This window comes from Alkalicoccus chagannorensis DSM 18086 (assembly GCF_000429725.1).
GTDB lineage: Bacteria > Bacillota > Bacilli > Bacillales > Salisediminibacteriaceae > Alkalicoccus > Alkalicoccus chagannorensis.
The window spans coordinates 76760-96802 of sequence record NZ_AUCK01000005.1 but is presented as its reverse complement, the minus strand read 5'-3'; the positions used below and the strand labels follow the sequence as shown (position 1 = coordinate 96802).

At 52.6% G+C, this 20043-nt stretch carries 18 protein-coding genes; 7 read left to right on the top strand and 11 right to left on the bottom strand.

The annotated features are described in order from the left end of the window. Positions 1-29 precede the first annotated feature (29 nt). Complete coding sequence (locus G477_RS0104100; RefSeq protein ID WP_026696866.1) at positions 30-482, bottom strand: GNAT family N-acetyltransferase; 453 nt, start codon at positions 480-482, stop codon at positions 30-32. 290 nt (positions 483-772) lie between these two features. Between G477_RS0104100 and G477_RS18655 the strand changes: the two genes are divergently transcribed. Next, positions 773-1246 (top strand): DUF1499 domain-containing protein, encoded by a 474-nt coding sequence (locus G477_RS18655; protein ID WP_051287661.1) that lies wholly within the window; start codon positions 773-775, stop codon positions 1244-1246. A 470-nt stretch (positions 1247-1716) separates the two neighbouring features. On the opposite strand, the gene G477_RS0104085 is transcribed toward G477_RS18655, so the two are convergent. Both G477_RS0104085 and G477_RS0104075 read right to left on the bottom strand, forming a co-directional pair. Further along, positions 1717-3732 carry a sensor domain-containing diguanylate cyclase gene (locus tag G477_RS0104085; RefSeq protein WP_026696864.1) on the bottom strand — a complete coding sequence of 672 codons (2016 nt, stop codon included), beginning with the start codon at positions 3730-3732 and terminating at the stop codon, positions 1717-1719. Between the two features lie 345 nt (positions 3733-4077). Beyond that, complete coding sequence (locus G477_RS0104075) at positions 4078-5370, bottom strand: globin-coupled sensor protein (RefSeq protein WP_026696863.1); 1293 nt, start codon at positions 5368-5370, stop codon at positions 4078-4080. A 194-nt stretch (positions 5371-5564) separates the two neighbouring features. Between G477_RS0104075 and G477_RS0104070 the strand changes: the two genes are divergently transcribed. Further along, the gene (locus G477_RS0104070; protein ID WP_026696862.1) at positions 5565-6341 is read left to right on the top strand and encodes a hypothetical protein; all 777 of its coding nucleotides are present in this window, start codon (positions 5565-5567) and stop codon (positions 6339-6341) included. Between the two features lie 237 nt (positions 6342-6578). Then, the gene (locus tag G477_RS20440; protein ID WP_051287659.1) at positions 6579-7724 is read left to right on the top strand and encodes a polysaccharide deacetylase family protein; all 1146 of its coding nucleotides are present in this window, start codon (positions 6579-6581) and stop codon (positions 7722-7724) included. Between the two features lie 90 nt (positions 7725-7814). On the opposite strand, the gene G477_RS0104055 is transcribed toward G477_RS20440, so the two are convergent. From G477_RS0104055 to G477_RS0104045, 3 genes are all read right to left on the bottom strand, one after another. After that, on the bottom strand, positions 7815-8117 hold the full coding sequence (locus tag G477_RS0104055) for an STAS domain-containing protein (protein WP_026696861.1): 303 nt from the start codon (positions 8115-8117) through the stop codon (positions 7815-7817). Positions 8118-8254: 137 nt separating this feature from the next. Then, positions 8255-8821 (bottom strand): cupin domain-containing protein, encoded by a 567-nt coding sequence (locus G477_RS18645; protein WP_035211146.1) that lies wholly within the window; start codon positions 8819-8821, stop codon positions 8255-8257. Positions 8822-9127: 306 nt separating this feature from the next. Beyond that, entirely contained in the window at positions 9128-9754 is a 627-nt protein-coding gene (locus tag G477_RS0104045; protein ID WP_026696860.1) for an FMN-dependent NADH-azoreductase, read from the bottom strand. A 155-nt stretch (positions 9755-9909) separates the two neighbouring features. On the opposite strand from G477_RS0104045, the gene G477_RS0104040 reads away from it, so the two are divergent. After that, positions 9910-11238 (top strand): NlpC/P60 family protein, encoded by a 1329-nt coding sequence (locus tag G477_RS0104040; RefSeq protein WP_026696859.1) that lies wholly within the window; start codon positions 9910-9912, stop codon positions 11236-11238. Between the two features lie 149 nt (positions 11239-11387). Here the strand turns inward: G477_RS0104040 and G477_RS0104035 are convergent, their stop codons facing one another. The 4 genes from G477_RS0104035 to G477_RS0104020 form a co-directional block, all read right to left on the bottom strand. Then, positions 11388-12551 carry an AfsR/SARP family transcriptional regulator gene (locus tag G477_RS0104035; RefSeq protein ID WP_026696858.1) on the bottom strand — a complete coding sequence of 388 codons (1164 nt, stop codon included), beginning with the start codon at positions 12549-12551 and terminating at the stop codon, positions 11388-11390. 100 nt (positions 12552-12651) lie between these two features. Next, positions 12652-14082, bottom strand: coding sequence for a glycosyltransferase family 2 protein (locus tag G477_RS0104030; protein WP_026696857.1), 1431 nt, complete (start codon positions 14080-14082; stop codon positions 12652-12654). Continuing rightward, entirely contained in the window at positions 14060-15124 is a 1065-nt protein-coding gene (locus tag G477_RS0104025) for a HEAT repeat domain-containing protein (RefSeq protein WP_026696856.1), read from the bottom strand. Before G477_RS0104025 ends, G477_RS0104030 begins: the two co-directional genes overlap by 23 nt. A gap of 3 nt (positions 15125-15127) precedes the next feature. Continuing rightward, positions 15128-16021, bottom strand: coding sequence for a response regulator transcription factor (locus G477_RS0104020; protein WP_026696855.1), 894 nt, complete (start codon positions 16019-16021; stop codon positions 15128-15130). Between the two features lie 869 nt (positions 16022-16890). Here G477_RS0104020 and G477_RS0104015 point away from each other — a divergent pair. Continuing rightward, on the top strand, positions 16891-17454 hold the full coding sequence (locus G477_RS0104015; protein WP_026696854.1) for a hypothetical protein: 564 nt from the start codon (positions 16891-16893) through the stop codon (positions 17452-17454). Between the two features lie 68 nt (positions 17455-17522). Continuing rightward, positions 17523-18521 (top strand): Gfo/Idh/MocA family protein, encoded by a 999-nt coding sequence (locus G477_RS0104010; RefSeq protein ID WP_051287658.1) that lies wholly within the window; start codon positions 17523-17525, stop codon positions 18519-18521. A 232-nt stretch (positions 18522-18753) separates the two neighbouring features. Here the strand turns inward: G477_RS0104010 and G477_RS18640 are convergent, their stop codons facing one another. Further along, positions 18754-19458, bottom strand: coding sequence for a YjjG family noncanonical pyrimidine nucleotidase (locus G477_RS18640; RefSeq protein WP_035211145.1), 705 nt, complete (start codon positions 19456-19458; stop codon positions 18754-18756). A gap of 120 nt (positions 19459-19578) precedes the next feature. Between G477_RS18640 and G477_RS20435 the strand changes: the two genes are divergently transcribed. Continuing rightward, positions 19579-20001, top strand: a complete 423-nt coding sequence (locus G477_RS20435; RefSeq protein ID WP_051287656.1) for an SRPBCC family protein — start codon at positions 19579-19581, stop codon at positions 19999-20001. Positions 20002-20043: the final 42 nt, after the last annotated feature.

Below are 20043 nucleotides of genomic sequence, written 5' to 3'. Positions count from 1 at the left end.
TTCATTATACCTTTTTTCCATCTTTATTCCTATCCCTCAGGATGAAATCGTTTCATATCCACGTGAGGAATATCATCTTCCAGGTACACCTCGGATACGGCTTCAAACCCGAATGATTCATAAAAGGCTTTGGCATAGTTCTGCGCCTGAATGGTAATGACAGGCTCTCCCTGTTCATCCATCAGTTCTACCGCGCGACGCATGACCTCTCTGCCGAGACCTGTGCCCCGCAGGGATTTCCGCACAAGCACTCTTCCTATCGACGGTTCTGCATAACCAATGCCCGCCGGCACCAGCCTCGCATACGCCGCTGTGCCGTCCGAATCCTGCACAAACAGATGAATGCTGCGCTCGTCTTTTCCATCAATCTCCGGATAGGCACACTCCTGCTCCACGACAAAAACATCCACTCGCGCCTTCAATATGTCGTAGAGCTGTGCTGTCGTCAAATCACCAAATGCTCGTTCGTACCACTGTCTCATGTATGACCGCCCTCTTCCTCTTTTTCTTTCTCTCGTAATGAAATAGCTCCCAGCGCCTAGTTGGCGGATGGCTGTGCGTTGCTGCTGCCGTCTGTTAGAGGAAAGAACGGGGGTTTCGCTTCGTTCTTTCCGTGCAGCCGGAGAAGCCGGCGTCTTCTTCCTGTGTTATCTTCTGCTTTCCTACGAACCAGGGAAAAGAAACCGCACTTTTTCTTTTGAATCATTGATATTGTATCATGACTAAAGGGGGTTGAAAGAGGGTAAAGCGTGAGGAGAGAGGAGGAATAGTTATGCGATGGATTTTAATTATTATCATTTTTGCTGCTGCGGCAGGCATCACTTTCATGGTGATCCGGAATAATACCACACCCGAACATATCGGCGTATCGGCGGACGGACGGCTGGCCGAGGTACCTTCAACGCCGAATGCTGTTTCATCCCAGGCGGATGGCGACAAAGCAATCGAAGGACTCCCTCTAAAGGAGGATCCGGACAGCTGGGACCTGCTGCATCAACTGCTGGAGCGCCAGGATGATGCCGACATCATCACGGCCGACCGCGACTACATGCACGCAGTATTCCGCTCCCCGACGATGAAATTCAAAGATGATGTGGAATTTTACCGAAATGAGGAGAAAGGGGTCATCGATGTCCGTTCCGCTGCCCGGATCGGCTACTCCGACATGAATGCCAACCGGAACCGCGTGGAGCGTCTACGGGAAGGCCTTGCCGGGATGATTTCCGGCGCCGGCATGTCGAACTGACACCGCTGTGGTACGAAGGAGCCGAAGTACCTCCGTTCGTCGATCCACCTGGTTTTCTTTCAGGATTTCTTTCAGGATCTCCTTCAGAACATCGACTTTCAGAGAAGGGCGATTCGGCAGGGGTTCCAGCCGATCGTGCAGGTATGCATCGATATTCAGCCTGTTCGCCTGAGCCGTATGAACGAGGAAATAGAGGAGGGCACTGACCTCCGCGCCACGAGAGGCGTTCGCAAAAAGCCAGTTTTTTCTACCGACGGCAAACGGATGTACGGCGTTAGAACCTTCTCTCATTCGACATCTCTTCTGCCAAGCAGAAAAACACCGCGCCTGGAAGGACTTCCGGCGCGGTGTTTTTTATGTGGTATACATGCATACGTTCTCATCAGAGCAGGCTTCCTGTACAGGACCGGTCCTGCTGCCTCCTTTCGGCTTGAACAACAGCGGAGAGCGCCGTGTCCCTCGATGAGCACTTATACTTTATTATTACCCGAAGACAGACGCTCTGCAGGGGCTGTGCTGTCGCCGGGATACTGGACGAAGCGGTTTCGACCTCTTTCCTTTGCTTCGTACAGCGCCCAATCTGCCTTCTTTACGACTTCTTTCGGCTCATCTCCGTGCTGGAAAAAGGCGATGCCGATGCTGATCGACACCGAATACGTTTTCTCTCCGCGGTGCCATGGCGCCTGGATCGTGTCCAGCAGTTTCTCTGCTGCCGTTTCCACGTCTTCGCGGGACGTATCCGGCATGAGAATCGTAAACTCATCTCCCCCCATCCGGGCCGTGACAGACGTGTCCCCAAATATATCGGAAATCCTGCCTGCAATCGTCACAAGGAAGGTATCGCCCCCGTCATGGCCGAGTTCATCATTGATCTCCTTGAAATTATCACAGTCCAGAAACAGCACGGCATAGGTCGCCCCGGTCGTCACCGCCTTGGCATGAACAGCCTCCATATGATCCATGAAGCTCGTCCGGTTGAGCAGGCCGGTGAGTTCATCGTGATAGGCCATGTAATGAATACGATGTTCGTATTCTTTCCTTGTCGTCACATCTTCGCCGATGACCAGCACTTTTTTGACCTCTCCACTCTCCTGAATAGGGATGAAGCGGAGAGACAGCCAGCGTTCTTGATCATGCAGCTGAAATTCTTCGATCTGCAGCGAAATTGTCTCCACACAGACACGCAGCATTTCTTCATAGTGATGCTGATGCAGCACCTGCCTGCCGAGATCGCTGGAAGAAGAAGGCCCGAGTATACGCTGGTGCGAAGGAGAGGCATACAGGATCCGGCCGTTCGGCGTCAGCAGCTGGATCAGATCCCGGGCATTCTCTGTAATCAGCCGGTACCGTTCTTCACTTTCAATCAGCGCACGCTCGGTCTGCTTTCTCGCCGTCACATCCCGGATCGTCAAATACGTCGCTTCCGCTCCTTCGAACAGCAGCGGCGCATCGGATACCTCGACATACATCATCTGACCATCTGCCTTCAGCACCCGCTTCTCCCGCAGCATTCCTGGTCCCGGCGCCGCCGCCTCAGCCAGAGGATCGGTTTCCTCCGGAGGAACGAGGAAGGTTTCCAGAGGCTGCCCTTTTAATGCTCCGGACTGCTGTCCGAGCATCAACGACGCTTTCTCGTTCGCATAGCGGATGACCCCTTGCTGATGAACGAGCATGCCGTCCGGAGATTCATCAATCAAGTGGCGGTACAGCTGTCTTTTTTCTTCCACTGCCATGGCAGCCTGTTTTTCTTTTGTAATATCTTTGACGATCACAAAAGCTCCCTGCACCTCTGCCTCGAGCATAGCAGGAACGAATTTCCATCTTCCTTCGAGCCAGGCGCCGTCTTCCCGGAGACAGGGCATTTCCAGCTCGGCAGCAGAGCCGCCCGCCGTCTGTGCAATCACCGTCTGCAGGCGTATTTGATCACCTTCAGGTACATACCGAAACATGGATGTGCCCTCGATCGCTTCCCGCTTATACCCGATGACTTCCTCCGCTGCTGCATTGGCTGCTGCAATACGCCCGTCTCCGTAGATTTCCAGAACCGCATCCTGATTCATTTGAACGAGGGAATGGTACTTGTCCTCCATCACCCGGCGCGTTTCTTCTACTTTTTTTCTTTCGGTTATATCACGAGTGACCGATATCAGCGATCGTACGGCTCCCTCCTGCACCACGGGCGTAACAATCGTTTCCTCAAAACGCCCGGGCTCCGTTTCCTGCTCGAATCGGTTCTCCACTCCTCTTCGTACGGTCTGTCGACAGGCTTCCATCAAAGGGAGTGCCCGTTGATGGGGAAACAACTCCTGCATGATTTTTCCTCGATAGGCATCCAGCGATTCCCCGGCCGGCAGAGCGGCATGATTGACTGCATCACAGCGGAACGTCCCGTGGTCTTCCACTTTCCATACCATGACTGCATCCGTCATTTGATTCAGAAATGACACAATAGCTTCTCGATTGTCCTCACCCAGCGATGTCAGCATCGTACTCCCGTCCCTCCCTGCCGTTTCATTATTGTCTATTCATATCATAATTTGACCTTTTTCGACAATGCTTTCCGTCCTTTTGCTCAAGAAATGATTCGTTTGTTAAAAGAAAGTAGCAGCTTATTATGCGACGAATTGAAATTCTCTCCTACATGAACAAAAGCGCGGAGCACCGGCACGTCGAAAAGCCGTATACCGGCTCTGCTTCGGAGCGGTATACGGCAGAATGACTAAAGCGGGAACATCATGATGCGGGAACACCGGTGAGACCCTACACGCAGGACCTCCGACCTGCTTGGCACATCAGCTAGTCCGGACTTGCAGAACGGGGCGCTTTTCTCCTTACTCTGTCTGTTCCAGCATTTTCTCTGCTGTCACGGCGATCTGATTCGACGCGTTCCCAACTTCGGATACGACACCCTGAAAAGAGGAAAGGTCTTCTTCGATCTCGGCATTTTTATCCACGGCATCCTGCATGCGGCTGAGAATCGTTGAGAAGGCGCTCTCCACCGACTCTACATAGTTGTTTCCTTCGATCATTTTTTCAGCGATCTCTTTTGACAGCGCCGCATTCCCCTGCACGCCTTCTTCCGTCTGATTCGTCAGATTGGTTACTTTCACAACGGAGTCCTTCGTCTGTTCAGAGAGCTTCCTGACCTCATCGGCCACGATCGCAAAGCCTCTTCCGTGCTCCCCCGCTCTAGCCGCTTCGATCGCCGCGTTCAGCGCAAGCAGGTTCGTTTCATCGGCAATCCCCTGAACGATTCCGACGATGTCTTTGATTTCTTTCGAGAAGGCTGACAGCTCTTCCATCTGCCGTTCGATCTGTTCCACGCTGAACGTGGTCTTTTTCATCACTTCAGACAGTTGATGAACGCGGTCCTGCCCTTCTTTTGCGGAGGACTCCGCCTGCTGGGCAATCGCCGTGCCTTCTTTCGATTTTTCCGTAATCTGGGCCGACTGATGCGACATTTCTTCAATGGATGCGTTCGTCTCCTCCGCAATCGCCCCGAGCTCCTGAGACCTCCCGGAGAGTTGGCTGTGCAGCTCCTCCCGCCGGCTCGCTTCTTCCTGCCTGATTTCTTCTATCCGATTGTCGTAAGCCTCAAGAACAAGCTGCTGTTCAAGGCTGAGTATTTTTGCCGTGCTGTCCATCGCAGCATATAGTTCCTCCCTGTCTTCGATCTCCGTCGCAAACGTCCGGAACATTTCCTGCTGCAGCGCCTGATAAGAACAGAGATACCATTTCGGCTCCAGGCCGATTCGTGCATGGACGACGGCAATACGGACCCGTTTTTGGATGAACTCGTCGTCGATCGTGCCCGAAAACATTTCTGCAATGTGGACGCGCAGTGTTTTTTTCAGCCGTTCCGTCGAGCTGTTTTCGTTGATGATGTCCATTAAACCCGGCTGCTTCTCCAGGTTCTTGTAGAAAAAGTCGATGAGATGCTGGATGTGCTTATCGATCAGCGGCTTCACTGCGGCCAGTTCCTTCAGTGTCGATTCATCAATCATTGTCATGTCGAGCTGCGTCTGCACCTGCGGATGATGATGCAGCGCGAGGCGTACGTGCGCTTCTTCTTTATTCAGTACAGCCGTACCGGCCTCCTGTTTTTTTGATTGAAACCACTTCATCGTCTGTCCCTCCCAGGATCCTGTTTGTCGGTTCCGGGATGGCCTCCCCTATATTCCTGCGCCATCCGTTATAGTATAAAAGATTTATGCTCCTTTCATCTTATACGAGGTTTCTTTCGGTTTCAACTGCATTTCCTGTGAATATGGTAAAATGAATCAAATGCTGTCATTCATCATCAGAAAGGACGTCATCCATGTTTCATTTCAAGCTCCGCTGGAAAGCAAAAAAATACCGTATCTTTGTCGAACGCATCCGGATTATGCCTTATCCCGTTACCTTTGAGCAGCAGTCCTATTACTTGGTCCACTATCAGCGGTGGAAGAATGTCACCGGGAGGGCGGTATTTTCAAAAGAACCGGAACACGAAGCAGACGCCAGGCGGGCCTTTGATATTTTGTACCACTTCTATTCGCTGATGGATAAAATTCAGGAAGACGGCCGCATGCGAGCAGGGATCCAGCTCGATTTATTCAAAAAGCCGATGAAAAAAATGGAAGAGCATTGGCATGAAGATCTCGCAGACGGCCACGAATTTCTGGAGACCGTGCTGGCCCTCCAGCTGAAATACCGGGAAAATTACGACGAGTTCCAGCAGCTGCTGGAAGAGATGAGCCGGGGCAGCCAGTCCATTACCGCGGATATCGTCAGGCGGACGGAAAAAACGGCTGCGATGCAGGACGTGATTCAAGATGAAATCATGAAAAAACTCGGTGCCGAATCAGACCGGATCCGCTCCTGGATGAAAGCGATGAAAACGCACGGACTGTGGGAAAAGCTGACCAAATCGGAGCAGGTGTTTTATCAGCAGCTGCTGCACAACGAGGCGTTGATGAAAGAAGAGCGGAAGAAGATGGACGTGGTCCGCCACGGCAATTACGACAAGATGATCCAGCTGAACCTGGACCGGATCACTGAGTACAAAAAACAGGAAAAAAAAGAAGCCGCCGCCTCCCTCCGCTATCCGGGATGACCGACCAGGATACATAGGCACCAGCCGTCACTTGCACCATGGAGAAACAAGACAATCGGAACCATGCCAAAGCTGGTGGAATCAGGAGCCCTGGAGGCACAGCACGGATCTGATGGCCGGTCGTTTCCACTTTCCCGGGAAGGTTCTCCTTTTTCCCGAAAACAGGCAGGACTTTTTTATTTCGTATCGAAGTAGTGTTACAGAGGGAAAACTTATATCATGTTTAGGGGGATTATCATGAAATTAACTGGAGCCATGCTGCTCGGGACGGTGCTGCTGATGTTCAGCTGGACGTCCGCTGCAGCCGCAGATCTCGACCGCCTTCCGATTCTCGTCGGAGTCGAAGACGATATTGTCGACTTTCCGGATCAGCAGCCATTTGTGGAAGATGGCAGTACTTATGTTCCTGTCCGTTTTTTTACGGACGCCATGGATGTCTCGCTTCAATGGGAACCGGAAGATCAGCGCGTCACGTTGACGAAAGAAGGCACCACACTCGTACTGAATGCTGAATACGGACTGGTCCGCTACGGCGACGGGACGATCATCGAAGCGGATATTCCCATCGTTGAAAACCGAACGATGCTTCCGTACCGCCTCATTGCCGAAGCATTTGATTATCAAGTAGGGTACAGCAGCACCGGACCAACAGCACACGTCTATACCGACGATTTTTCCGGAGGTACCAGTGCTTTTGTCGCCATGCATGAAGAGGAAGTTCTTGCGTTTGCCGATGCACGCGAAGCCTGGATCGAGGAACAGCGTGAGGCCGCCATGCCTCCGGCCTACCTCACGTTTGATGACGGGCCGAACGAGTACACCGAGCCGATTCTTGATATTCTTGCTTCCCACGACGTGGAGGCTACGTTTTTCACACTCCGGGGCAATATGTATGAGCACCCTGATACGATGAGGCGCATCGTGCGCGAAGGGCATACCGGCGCCTGCCATGGCATCACCCATGACCGGGATCGTTTTTACGCTTCTCCGGAAGCTGCTGTGGGGGAAATGGACAGCTGCTATACGGTCATGTCCCAGATCACAGGGCGCACCAACGACGCGGTCCGCACGCCTTATGGCAGTTCGCCGCATATGACGGATGCCCATCACGAGGCCATGCTCGAAGCCGGCTACGATATCTGGGACTGGACGGTTGATTCCAGAGACTGGGCGGCCGACTCAGCCGACGACGTCGTGGACCGTGTCCGTTCCCAGCTCATCCAGGCAGAACGACGTGGCGAGACACCGATCGTCCTGTTGCATGACCTCGAAGTCACGGTGGAAGCACTCCCGGACATTCTAGCCCTCATTGATGACCGCGGGTACCGCTTCGAACCGATTACAGATGACCTGGAACCATATAACTTTCTGACCAACCGCTGATACGTCCTTCTTTTTCCGTGGATGCATGACACACGAGAGACCGTCTCCCTCACCGGGGAAACGGTCTCTCGTTGTTTTATCGGGCGTGCGTTAGGCGTAGTTGATTTGAAACACGTGCGTCAGCCTCGTCATCTCGAGCAGCTGCAGAACTTCGCCCGTCGGTTTGTCGATCACGAAGGAGCCTCCTGCTTTTTCCGCACGGTTTTTCAGCGATACAAACACGCCGAGACCGGCGGAATCAATGCATTCCAATCTGCTTACATCGAGACCGATATGTCCGTCTGCTTCTTCGAGTTCTTCAATGACTTCTTTACGCAGATCCAGTGCCTCCTGCGTTTCCATTCTACCTTCGAGCATAAAGGAACCGGGTTGTCTAATCGTTTCTATTTTCATGATGCATCCTCCCTGGCTGATGTTCTACTGATGGTCTATTCCTCCAGGGGCGGTCCTGTAAACCTATATTCGTATTATTTATCACGATTTCTGAAACGTATGGTTCAGCCCCCGTCCTCTGACTGGAGAAAAACCCGTCATTCCGTCAGTGCATCCTGCTGTTCGCGGCGCAGGTATCCCTTCATCGAGCGCAGTTTCTCCTTCGTTTCTGCTTCGGTAAATGTTATCTGCTTCAGCTCCGGGGGCAGGTCGTCGATCCACGTGTCCTGCAGATGAAGGATGAAAGCAAGGTCTTCTGGATTTTCCAGCATTCCGTCTTCGGTGCATCTGCCATCGTCCAGCAGCCCATAGCTGATTCTCATCGACTCTTCAAATCTCCTGCCCGGGGTCAGCCGTACCTCAAAGACGACCGGATCGTCCCCGAAAGCCCGAAAGGCGTGCTTCGTCTCCGTCGGGATGAAAAGTGTTTCATCCGGGCCGAGACGTTCTGGTTCTCCCTCTACCGTCACTTCCAGCATTCCCTGCTTCACCCGGAATTCTTCGGTGAAAGCTTCATGATGATGAAGCGGCGGTCCGCTCTGGCCACCCGGAAGGTAGACTTCAATGACGATATACGCTCCACCGGTTTCCTCGTAGGTTTCAACAAAAGTGATTTCTTCTCCTGTGAAGGGGTGGACGATCGTTCTCTCGTTTTTTACAGGCATCCTTTTTCTCCTTCCGCCTTCCGGCATAGACTGCTTTCAGTTTACACCATCATCTGGCCGGCTGCTCCTGTTTTTTTGAACGTATAACCTGAATTGTCCGCACATTGGCGGTACTTGGTCGGAATATCGATGAATTGTCCACACTTTCCTCTCCCTTTGTCGAATATCTGTGGAGTTGTCCACACTTGTCTCTTCGAACGTGAACCGAACGATAGATAACGTTTAGCTTCTTTTCTATGATACATGTCAAAAAGGAACAGCCTGGCAGAGAATTGTCTGCCAGGCTGTTCAAACCAGGTGCCTGCTTTAGAAGCTCGCTGCCTGCTTTTCTGTTTTTTCAAGGCCTTCTTGAATGATCTCTTCTGCTTTGTCAGGGAACTGGTTGTGTCCTTCAATGATGACGCTGGAGCGCTCTTCAATGCCGAAGAACTGCATGATCGTCTCCACGTAGTTGACGGCCATTTCCATAGAAGCCGCAGCTCCTTCGGAATAGACACCGCCGCGCGCATTCAGCAGCATAACCTTTTTGTCGTTCAACAGACCGACGGGCCCCTGCTCAGTATAGCGGAACGTCGTGCCCCCTTGGCAGAGATAATCGAAGTACGTGTGAAGGACAGCCGGGACGCTGAAGTTCCAGAGTGGGAAAGCGAGAACGACCTTATCTGCTTTTAGAAACTGTTCCAGGTACCCTTTTACCAGGTCTGCAGCCTTCTCTTCGTCCGGGCTGAGCTCGATGCCTTTCGCTGTTTTGAACATGCCATGGATTTTGTCCGCATCGTAGTATGGGAGGTTTTCTTCAAACAGGTCCAGTTCTTCTATACGATCATTCGGATGCTCTTTCAAATATTCTTTCTTGAACGTATTATACATCTGCAGGCTCACTGCCTGGTCATCCGGTCGAGAATTTGCTTTAATAAATAGTACATCTGCCACGAAAAATCACCTCTAAAGTTTTGTTTGCATCTTACAAAAAGTTATTATAGTCACTTTGCTGTTTTTTTGCAAGTACAATGTTTCACAAACACCGCTTTCTTTCTTGGATTTTTTTCTCATACTTGTTAAGGTGAATGATTAAAGGGAGATTTTTAGTGAGATGGTGGTTTCTTATAACGGTTGGTATTCTCGGCGCCATCGTCTGGTGGGCGATAACCGAGATCGATTCACAGAATGATCCCGAAGACCCGGACCAGCCATCGACAGAAACGTCCGGCCAGAATCCACACAGCGACGGAATCCTCGCAACGGAACTCGATTATGAGGAGGAAGAACTCCGCTCCAAAGCGCTCGAGATGACCGGCTATTCGTATGATCGTGACGGCAGTTCGCCCGAAGAAGGGTTTTCCCCTTCCGGCCTGGTTCAATATATTTATGAAGAAGCGACCGGTATCCGCATGCCGCTGGCTGCTCATCATCAGTCTGACCTTGGCGAACCCGTACCGGAGGAAGATCTGCGGCCCGGTGATGTCGTCTTTTTTGAAGGAGACACCCTGATGTCCGGTGTTTATACCGGAGACGGCTCTTTTGTGACCGCTTCTCAGAGCAGCGGGACAGAAGAACTCCGGCTGGATGATGACTCCTTCTGGGCACGCCATTTTGAAGGCGGCATCCGGCTCACCCAAGAAGAGCAGGAGCGGCTGCATCCCGGAACGTACGAGGATCATGATCATCCTGCCGTCAGGGAAGCCATGAATTACCTCGGCACTCCGTATGAATTCGGCGGTAATTCCCTGGAGGCTTTCGATTGTTCCTTTTTCGTTCAGGAAGTATTCGCACAGCATCACGATACAGCCCTGCCACGTGTGACGCTGGACCAGGTAAAAGAAGGGAGCTCCATCGATCGGGAGGAAACCCGCCCTGGTGACGTCATGTATTTCTCCGATGTGGAAGTCGACGACGACGAGCGGGAAGAAGGCGATGTTACGCATGCCGGCATTTATGTCGGCGGAGGATTCATGATTCACGCTTCCCGTTCTGAAAACCAAGTCCAGATTTCTTATCTGCATGACTACTGGGAAGACGCCTATACCGACACGCGACGCTTTGATGACATGACCCGCGTGCAGGATGCTCCAGCTGCTTCAGCGGCGCTGGATTACCTGCACGAGCCGCACGAGGCGGAGAGCGACGATGGGATGGACACAGCTGAACTCGTGAAGTCCGCCTGGTATGATGCCTATGACACGGAAACGCCGGCGACAGCAGAGGCACTGAAAGAAGTTTCCACGCCGATCGATCCTGCTGACCGGCAGCCGGACGACCTGCTCTTTTTTGAAGGGGATACCGGCCTGCTTGCTGGTATTTACACCGGCAACGATCAAATCATCACGGTTACGGTCTCTTCCGGTACAGCTGTCCGCCATCTGGAAAACAGTGACTTTTATGAAGAGCGGCTGACGGCTGCCGGCCGCCTCGAATAAGAAGTTCCCCGCGGCCGCAGCCGTCGCCTCCCTTTATGAGAACTTATCCATTCCTAATAGTATGAAAAAGCCGGAAGCTGGACCGCTTCCGGCTTTGTTCTATTTATCCACAATCTTCGCGTTCCGTCTTCCTATCCGCAAGCATGCGATTAATAGAAATGACGAAGTTGTTTCTCCTCCCAGGGCAGGTTCGGCTGCTTCGATGCGCGGCTCCACGTTTCTTCCCGATCCCCGTGTGTTTTCAGGACACGCCACTGCTGATACCATCGGTGGAGCGCTTCCGGCGGCGGTTCCTGCAGTTCCTGTTTCCATGTCCGCACCAGCTTTTCATAGACTGCCTCCACCGCATAATCACGGTCCAGTTTATGGAAAATCCGCATGAGGTATAAATAACTCTCGTCGTGCAGCGGTTCCAGGTCGTTCATTTTCTGTGCCAGTTTGTAGGCGCGCTGCACTTCGCCGGAATTCCAATAAAAGGCGAGCAGTTTTTTGCCCATTTCCAGCCAGCGTGTCTGCAGCCGCACTCGTTCCGGCTCGGCCCAGACATAGTCTTTATGTTCCAGGTAAGGCCCTTTGTATAAAGCCATCGCCTCTTCCAGCTCGTTCACATTATCTGCATGCGGCACGGGATGCTCCTGCAGAACGGACGCAAACCGGTCCGCGTCAATGTCTGCGTCATGTATCTGAATGACATAGCCGCCGCCACTGCTGTGGAGCGAAAAGGCATGATGAAACGGCTTTATCGTTTTACGGACATGATAGACGGCGGTATAAAGCTGGGAATAGGCGCGTTCTGTCTCATACTCCGGCCAGAGCAGTTCAATGAGCTGTGCCTTCTCCACCCACTGGTTCCGGTGCTGCATTAAGTAGAGGAACAGCTGCTGTACTTTGGAGGTTCTCCAGCGGAGCGGCAGCTCTTTGCCGGCTTCTCTGAGAACGACGTCCCGGAAGAGCTGCAGCTTCACTGCTCCAGCTGGAGGAGCCGGCTTCTGCCACTTGGCTGCTTCTGATTTCAACCGCTTTTTAACGACCGGATCCAGTAGATGATCCGCTTCGTGAAGTTCAAATGTCCGTATGTCGACGTCTCCGGACTTTTGGATATACATCACGACAAGAGAAGGTTTTTCATCCGACAGTTCATCAATGACGCCACCGATTCCTTTTTCCAGGGGGGATGTTCTACCACTCTCGTCCCGGCTTTCGAATGTCAGCGACGTTTTGATGGCTCTGCCTGCCTGCTTCTTCTCTCCGTGCATCACTTCTGACCACTGCTCCGCTTCCGGAGTGCCCTCCTCGATCACCAGTACACGCATACTGAATCCCCCCTGTATCTTTTCCTCAGTATACTCGGTATACAATAGGTTTACTATAAACCCAACCCTATAAACCATCCTTTATACCTATCAAAATGAATCAATCCGCAACTTTAGGTCTGGATAGTCCTTTCCTCTCCTGCGGATCCCATCTCCGGTACTTGAATATCCACTGACCAATACCGAAAAGCCGGAACAGAACGGTCAATGGGCGGTACCAGAACGTTTCCGTGAGCGAATAGAAAAATAACGCGACCATATCCCGCGGCCTTGGGTATTTGTTTAAACTCCACACTTCCAGCAGAACGGCACCTAATGAAAGCAGCGATCCGTAAAGCACCATCATGAGCAGCAGTGCAAGTCCGAACTGCCAATAGACTTCTCCCATGAAGAACGAGACGATTAGAAACAGGTAGCCGGTAAATTCAATCACCGGACCGAACATTTCTACAATCCAGAAATAAGGGAACGCGACCGTCCCGACTTTGCCGTACTTCGGATTCATGGTCATCCGCTTATGTGCCCATAAGCTCTCCAGCATTCCTCTATGCCAGCGGCTCCGCTGCCGCTGCAGGCCTTTCATCGTCTCCGGTGCTTCTGTCCAGCAGACAGGTTCCGTGACGTAGCTGATCTGCTGGTTCTTCTTCTCTTCTTTGTTTATCCGATGAAGGCGGACGACCAGTTCCATGTCCTCTCCGACCGTATCCGTATGATACCCGCCGGCTTCGATCACAGCCTTTTTCTGAAACACGCTGAATGCGCCGGAGATGATCATCAGAAGATTGAACCGGCTGAGTCCGACACGGCTGATGAGAAACGCACGAACGTATTCGATGATCTGCATAATCACAATCGGGCGCTTCGAAACGCTTGTGCTCAGTACCGCCCCCTGCTGAATATCGCAGCCGTTGGCTATCCGGACACTTCCTCCGGAGGCAACAATATTATCTCCAGACTTGATGACCGGCTTCATCACTTTCAGCAGGGCATCCGACTCCAGAATCGAATCGCCGTCAATAGAGCAGAAATAAGGATATCTCGAAATGTTGATGCCGGCGTTCAAGGCGTCGGCTTTCCCTCCATTTTCTTTATCGACCAGATACAGGTGCGGCAGGATGTTCGACTGGTAAATACCGTGCACCGGCGCAGTATCCAGCTGTCTCCGGACCGTACGATTGACCGGCTTCATGGAGAAATGCTCGATCATCGTCTCCAGCGTACCATCTGACGACCCATCGTTGATCACGAGTATCTCCACTTGAGGGTAGCGGAGGCTCAGCAGGGAACGGACGGTATCTACAACGCCTTTTTCTTCGTTGTATGCTGGAACCAGAACCGTAACAGGCTTCGTATAGTGAGCGTTCATATCCTCATCGTGCTCCATGGTGCGGTTCCAGCGCGATTCTTTTTTCAGCTGAAACGCAGAGAGGCCGAGCAGTCCGGTGTAAAAGAAAATAACGATGAGCATGTAGACGAAAATAAGGACAGCGAAAAACCAGTATACAGCTTCACCGAACGCCGGCCAGGACATGGTCACTCCTCCTCTCCAGTGCTTCTACAGCAGCATCGGCACAGTAACGGTCTTCTTCGGATGTCCGCAGCTCGTCGAGAATGTTCCGTCCCTCATGTACGCTGCTCAATGCCCGTGCCGCCTCGATCCGCACCCACCAGGAGGAATCATGCATCATGGTCCGGAGCAGCGGGAGGCTCAGCTCCATCGGCAGACGCCCAGCTAGTTTGGCCGTCATCAACCGCTCCTCCCATAAAGGAGATTCCGCAAAGCCGATATAAACGGAAGGATCATAAACAACCGGGAGCAGGTGCAGGGATTTTAAACTTCTCACACGGATCTCTTGGCTGCCGCTCTCGAGCAGGGACTCTAAAAATGCCTGGTGTTCCGTCAGCTGCCGGACACCGATCGCATCTACAAGCGCATACTGCAGTGGCAGGGTGTACGTATCGAAGACAAGAAGCATCTGATCGATAGAAGAGGCTTCAACATCCAGCAGAAGGCGGCGGTAATCGAACTCGCTCCATTCTGCCTTTTGATCTTTCAGGTACATCAGCCCGCGCTCCTCTTTCATCATCAGCAGCGCGCGGACCATCAGAAGCCTCTCCTCTTCCGACCGCACCCCGTCTGACTGGAGCCGTTCCTCCACCTGGTCCATCAGTCCGCTCACCCGGAATTCAATGATACGGGATAGGGCATTCATCCTCCGGCTCCATTTCCGGCTCCGCATTTCTTTGCTGTAGAAATCGAGCATATACCATTCCGCAAACATCGACATCCGCTGCATTAGCTGTTCATGCTGGATGTGATAGCGGTAGCTGTGAAAAATCTTTTCCATGGTTTCCATCTTCCACCGTTCGTTCGGAATTAACGACCGGGCAGGTTTGCCTCCATGCCGCATAAACTGGTACACATCGGCAGCCGCAGAGACCATAAAAGCGTCACTTCTTCTGCGGCGATAGGATTCAACACCGCGGTTTATCAGCAGATAGGTGAAGATCAGCGTCAACACAGCAGCAAGCCCTGCGACGATCCAGATGGCCGCCGTCAAAGAAGTGAACATAGGTCAGTACCCCTTCCGATTTGCAAAATGGCGTATTTTGGCTTCCAGTACAGAGAGGGACAAGGGCTTCACAATGTAATCATCCACCCCGAGCCGGAAGGCATAGGCCATGTCCTCTTCTGTCTTTCTATTCGACAATAGAATAAGGTAATATTTCCCTGTATTCGGCATGTCCCGGAGTTCTTTGATCATCTCCAGACCATCTTTTCTCGGGAGCACATCACTGATCAGAATGACATGCTGCTGATCCGACCTGTGTCTGTCGGATGCTAAAAATTCCACGCCGTCCCGGTAAAAAGCACAGTCGAGCCGAATGCCTTCGAGTTCCAAGTCCCCCAGAAACTGCTGGAGGACACTGGATGCAATCAAATCGGGCTCCAGAAGGGACACTTTCAGCATCATCGGGGCCGTTTTTGTATAATCCGGCACGGTATACGGACGTACTTCCTGCAGCGAAGGGATTTTTTCCAATGTCTGTTCCGCTTTCTCCATCGTTTCCTGCCATCCTGCGGCAGGCTGTCTGATTTCCATCATGACGGTCTTCATATGCGGAAGTTCCTGAGTGCTGCTTCCAGAGTCCGTCAGCGATCTCCGCAGTCGCTGCACGTAGGCAAAAGCTTCTTTCTCTCCAGCAAATGGCATGAGAATGGTGAGCAGCTTTCGGCTCTCCAGCCTGAAAATGGAATCCGTGTCCCGCAAATGGCGGGTAATGTACTGGATAATACCGATGTTGGCTTCCAGACCTCCTTCGATGCGGACAAATAGGATCGTAAACGGACGATATTGGCGGGCCAGGGTTGACTGCTGCATTTTGAAAAACAGCGGAAACAATGCTTCGTCATACAGTCGCTCTTCCACTTCCTGCGGCTGGTGAAAAAAATCCTCCTGAGGTGCCATGGTACATCCCTCTCTTTGTATAGGTTTGGCAGGGATAACTGCTGTTTTCAGTATAGGAAACGAATCTGGACAGTTTCTCTACATGTTTTCATCACAACCATCATAACGGGACAACTCTCCCTTTCAATGCGCGCAGGAAATAGCCAATATTTTCTACTCAATGCGTTTTTACTCCTCTCCCGTTCTTGATTATCTGAAAACTCGCACGCACCAACCGCATTTTTTGACATTTATCGGGAGCAACGGCTTATCCGTTTGTTATGAAAAGAACTCATAGGACGGACCGCTGCGCAGGAAAAAGACGAATCTCTTCATCTTCTATGCGTCATTGGATCTACGTGGCTGCCGATTCACAGCCGTACAGCAAACTCCTACCAAGATGCGCTCCTGCTGCTCCCAGTTCTTCATCGGGAATCCCGTCACAGGAAGAGCACGCCGTCTATTCCATTTTGTCTGTCACCGCACTGCTTCCACTTCTCCCACTACCGCTTCTGACTAAAAGCACAGAGCGGCTTTTCATCGAAAGGGCGCATGCCGCAGGTTTGTACAGGAAAGAACTTCTACTCAGCCCATAGCCGCCGTCTCCTTCGATAACAACGTATATATATCCTGATCGATGAAGAAAAGCCTTTGCGAAAAATCCGAACATCAGTTCTTTTTTGTTGCAAAAAGGGAACGCGCGTTCTATGATGGAGCTATGATAAACCAAGAACGCAGATCGTTTTTGGGGCAGTGCCGTGCAGATCATTCCACGTGAATAGAAAAGGGAAGACGCATCGCCATCTTCCCATATAGAAGGAGAAGGCGCCGATCTAAAAAACAGGAAGGCGGTGCCCTCTTCCTACTCTTGAAGAAAGGTGTGATGTACCATGCGTCCTTCGATCGAACATCAGCTGTGGGGAGGCCGGCAGCACTTGGCAAGCCGGGAGGTGCAGCGGCTCGTCCAGGCTCAGTATTACAGCCCGGAAATGAGTGTATACAGCGCCGCTTCTCTTTCTGACGATCAAGCATCTCTTTCCGTCGGTGCCTGCCTGATCTGCCGGAGCCGCATCCTGCTCCGGCAGCAGACGATCCAGCTCCCGGACCAGCACCTACATCCGCTGTATCCCGAAACTGCTGCGGTCCTCTTCGGTCTTCGTCAAACAGCCGTTCATCCATCCAGACCTGCCGGCATCACGCTGCTCAGTACACACAGAGACATGAAACGGATGCTGGAGGGCCGGGTGACATTTCCGGATGCAGCAGCGATGGCCGATCTTCAGCACCTGCTTCAACAAGAACAGCTCGAGAGCCGGCCGCCGGTATTTGTCGATTACCTTCCCCGCCAGTGGAGAAAGATGAATCCTTTTTACCGGCGTGCTGTCGAAGCGGCTGCAAGCGCATGGAAACAGGACACGGGCGGCGGGTGGAAGGAAGAAAGGCTGTTCGGATGATCCCTCCTTTTCACGGACGGATGTTCCAGCTATACTGGTTGGAACAGGCTTACTAAGGAGGCGTCTCTATGCTGCGAGCTGCAGTCATCGGAACTGGATCCATCGTACGTTTTTTTCTAGAATCTATTCATCAGCATCCCCGGGTGCAGGCCCAAGCTGTATGGACGAGAAACAGTGAACACGCTGCCGGACTGGCTGATGATTTTCAAATCCCGGAGATCCTTACCTCCTGGGAAGCATTGAAGCATCATGCAGACATTGACGTGGTCTATATCGCTTCACCAAACAGCCTTCATGCAGGTCAGGCCGTCGATCTGCTCGCCCACGGGAAACACGTCCTTATTGAAAAACCGATCGCATCGAATGCGAAGGAAGCAGCCGCTGTACAGCAGGCCGCTCGAAGGTACAAGAAGATTGCTGCTGAAGCCGTCACCACGCTCTACACGCCCGGATTCAATGCCTTGAAAGAAGCAGTGAGCCGGGAAAGTTGGAATCTGGTCCAGGCGAACTTCTCGCAGTATTCGAGCAGGTATGATCAGCTCAAAGCAGGGTCGACGCCGAATGTCTTCTCTCCCGATTTTTCCGGAGGGGTGCTCATGGATCTCCAGATTTATCATCTGCATTTGTTTCATGCTCTTTTTGGTCCACCGGCCGAGATCTCGTATCACGCCTCTCTCACGCAGGAAGGGATTGATACGTCCGGACTTTTGACGATGCGCTATCCGGATAAAACCATCAGTGCCGCAGCTGCAAAGGATGTGGATACGGAGGACTTCATTCAGTTTCAGGGCGAAGGCGTCTCCCTCCGCGTTCCGCATGGCGTTAACGCCGGGCTCGAGGCCTTCATGGACAAACGAGGTCAGACCCGGAGCATCGTACAGGGGCCGCTGCAGGAACGTTTGATGGACGGCGAACTCGATACGTTCTGCCGGTGGATCGAGGAAGGGAACCTGGAAGCAGCGGACCGGTCCCTCTCCCATTCGGTCGAAGTGATGTCTAGTGCGGACAGCGCCCGCGCTGCGGCCGGTATCCATTTTCCGGCCGACCGGCATCCCCGCCTGCCTTAACCATCTCGCGGTCCGGCAGGCACAGGACAATCCGGACGCACGGGACGCTGCCCCGCACCAAACCGCGGAGCACCTTTTGGCCGAAATGACGTCTGCTGCAGCGCGCGACGCCGTCTGCCTCAATGAGAACGCCTACAGTCATGTCAACGCAGCAAAAGCCCGCCGGAAACATCCAGCGGGCTTTCCTTTCGTTATGACGATGATCTTGGACCTGGGCTCAGCGGCCGGCGCTTCAGCTCTGCAGCGTACGGGCCTGTTCATCCAGCTTTACGAGCAGTTCCGGCAGTTTCGTTACAATGTGGTCCGGCACTGCTTCCCCCGTAAGCGGCCGGCCCTCCTGGTTAAACCAAATGGTTTCCAGGCCAGCTCGGCTGCCTCCGAGAATGTCGGCTTCCAGTGAATCACCAATGATGACCGCTTCCTCCCGGGCTACATCAGGAAGCTGGTTAAAGACGTGATCGAAAAAAACAGAAGATGGTTTCGGAGCACCAATTTCTTCGGATATGAACACTCCTTCTACCAGCTGCTCGATGCCGGAGTTCACGAGCCTGCGCCGCTGCGTAGCAGCAGCTCCGTTCGTCACAATGAACAGGCGGTGCGTTTCCGCCAGAACATCCAGTACGGTCTGCGCCCCATCGATGAACTCCCGGCTCTGCTCCAATTGACTTCGAAAAACAGCATCTGCCTCTCCCCCATCTACAGCAATACCTTCCTGCTGGAGAAAGACGGTGAATCGATCTTCCAGCACGCGCTTTTTTCCAATGAGTCCCTGTTCATACCGGCTCCAGAAGCTTCGGTTGACGACCTGATACCGCTCGACTTTTTCCTTCGACCACGTCATGTTATATGTACGAAAAACCTCACGGAGCGCCTGCATCTGTGCTGCGCGGAAATCCAGAAGTGTATCGTCGAGATCAAACAGAAGTACTCTGTTCATCTTTCTCCCCCTCATGGTTCCTGAATGTCTTTTCTGTATCAGCATACGAAAAAATCATCAAAAAAGCAAAGTTGTTTTTCCGTGCCGGAACCTTTACGCTTGTCTCAGGAGAGGATACCCATGAGCCCAGCACCTGTTATCATTCAAGAGACCATCCAGCTCCCCTTCTCCCGCGACCACGTCTGGTCTTATCTCGCTGAAGCACCCGGTCTCGGACGCTGGTTCATGCCCGGGACGCTGCAGCAGGATGAACAGCCTTTCTTCCTCTTCCACGCGCCCTACGGCGATACCGCCTGCTGGGTGCTTGAACGAGAGCGTCCGGCTCGATTCCGCTTTGAGTGGGGCATCCAAGGAGATATTGTGACCTTTCAGCTGAACGGGATTCAGGGCGGCACCGAGCTGCAGCTTGCGCACCAAGTCCCCGCTTCTACTACAGAAGGCCCTTCCCTGGAAGCGTTGAGAGAAGGGTGGCGCCATTTGATCCAGCAGGAGCTCCCCCGGGTGATGAAAGAGGATGAACAGGAAAAAGGATCCGGACCGTAGGCTGTCCGGATCCTTTTTCCAATGTGGCTGAATCGGCAGGTC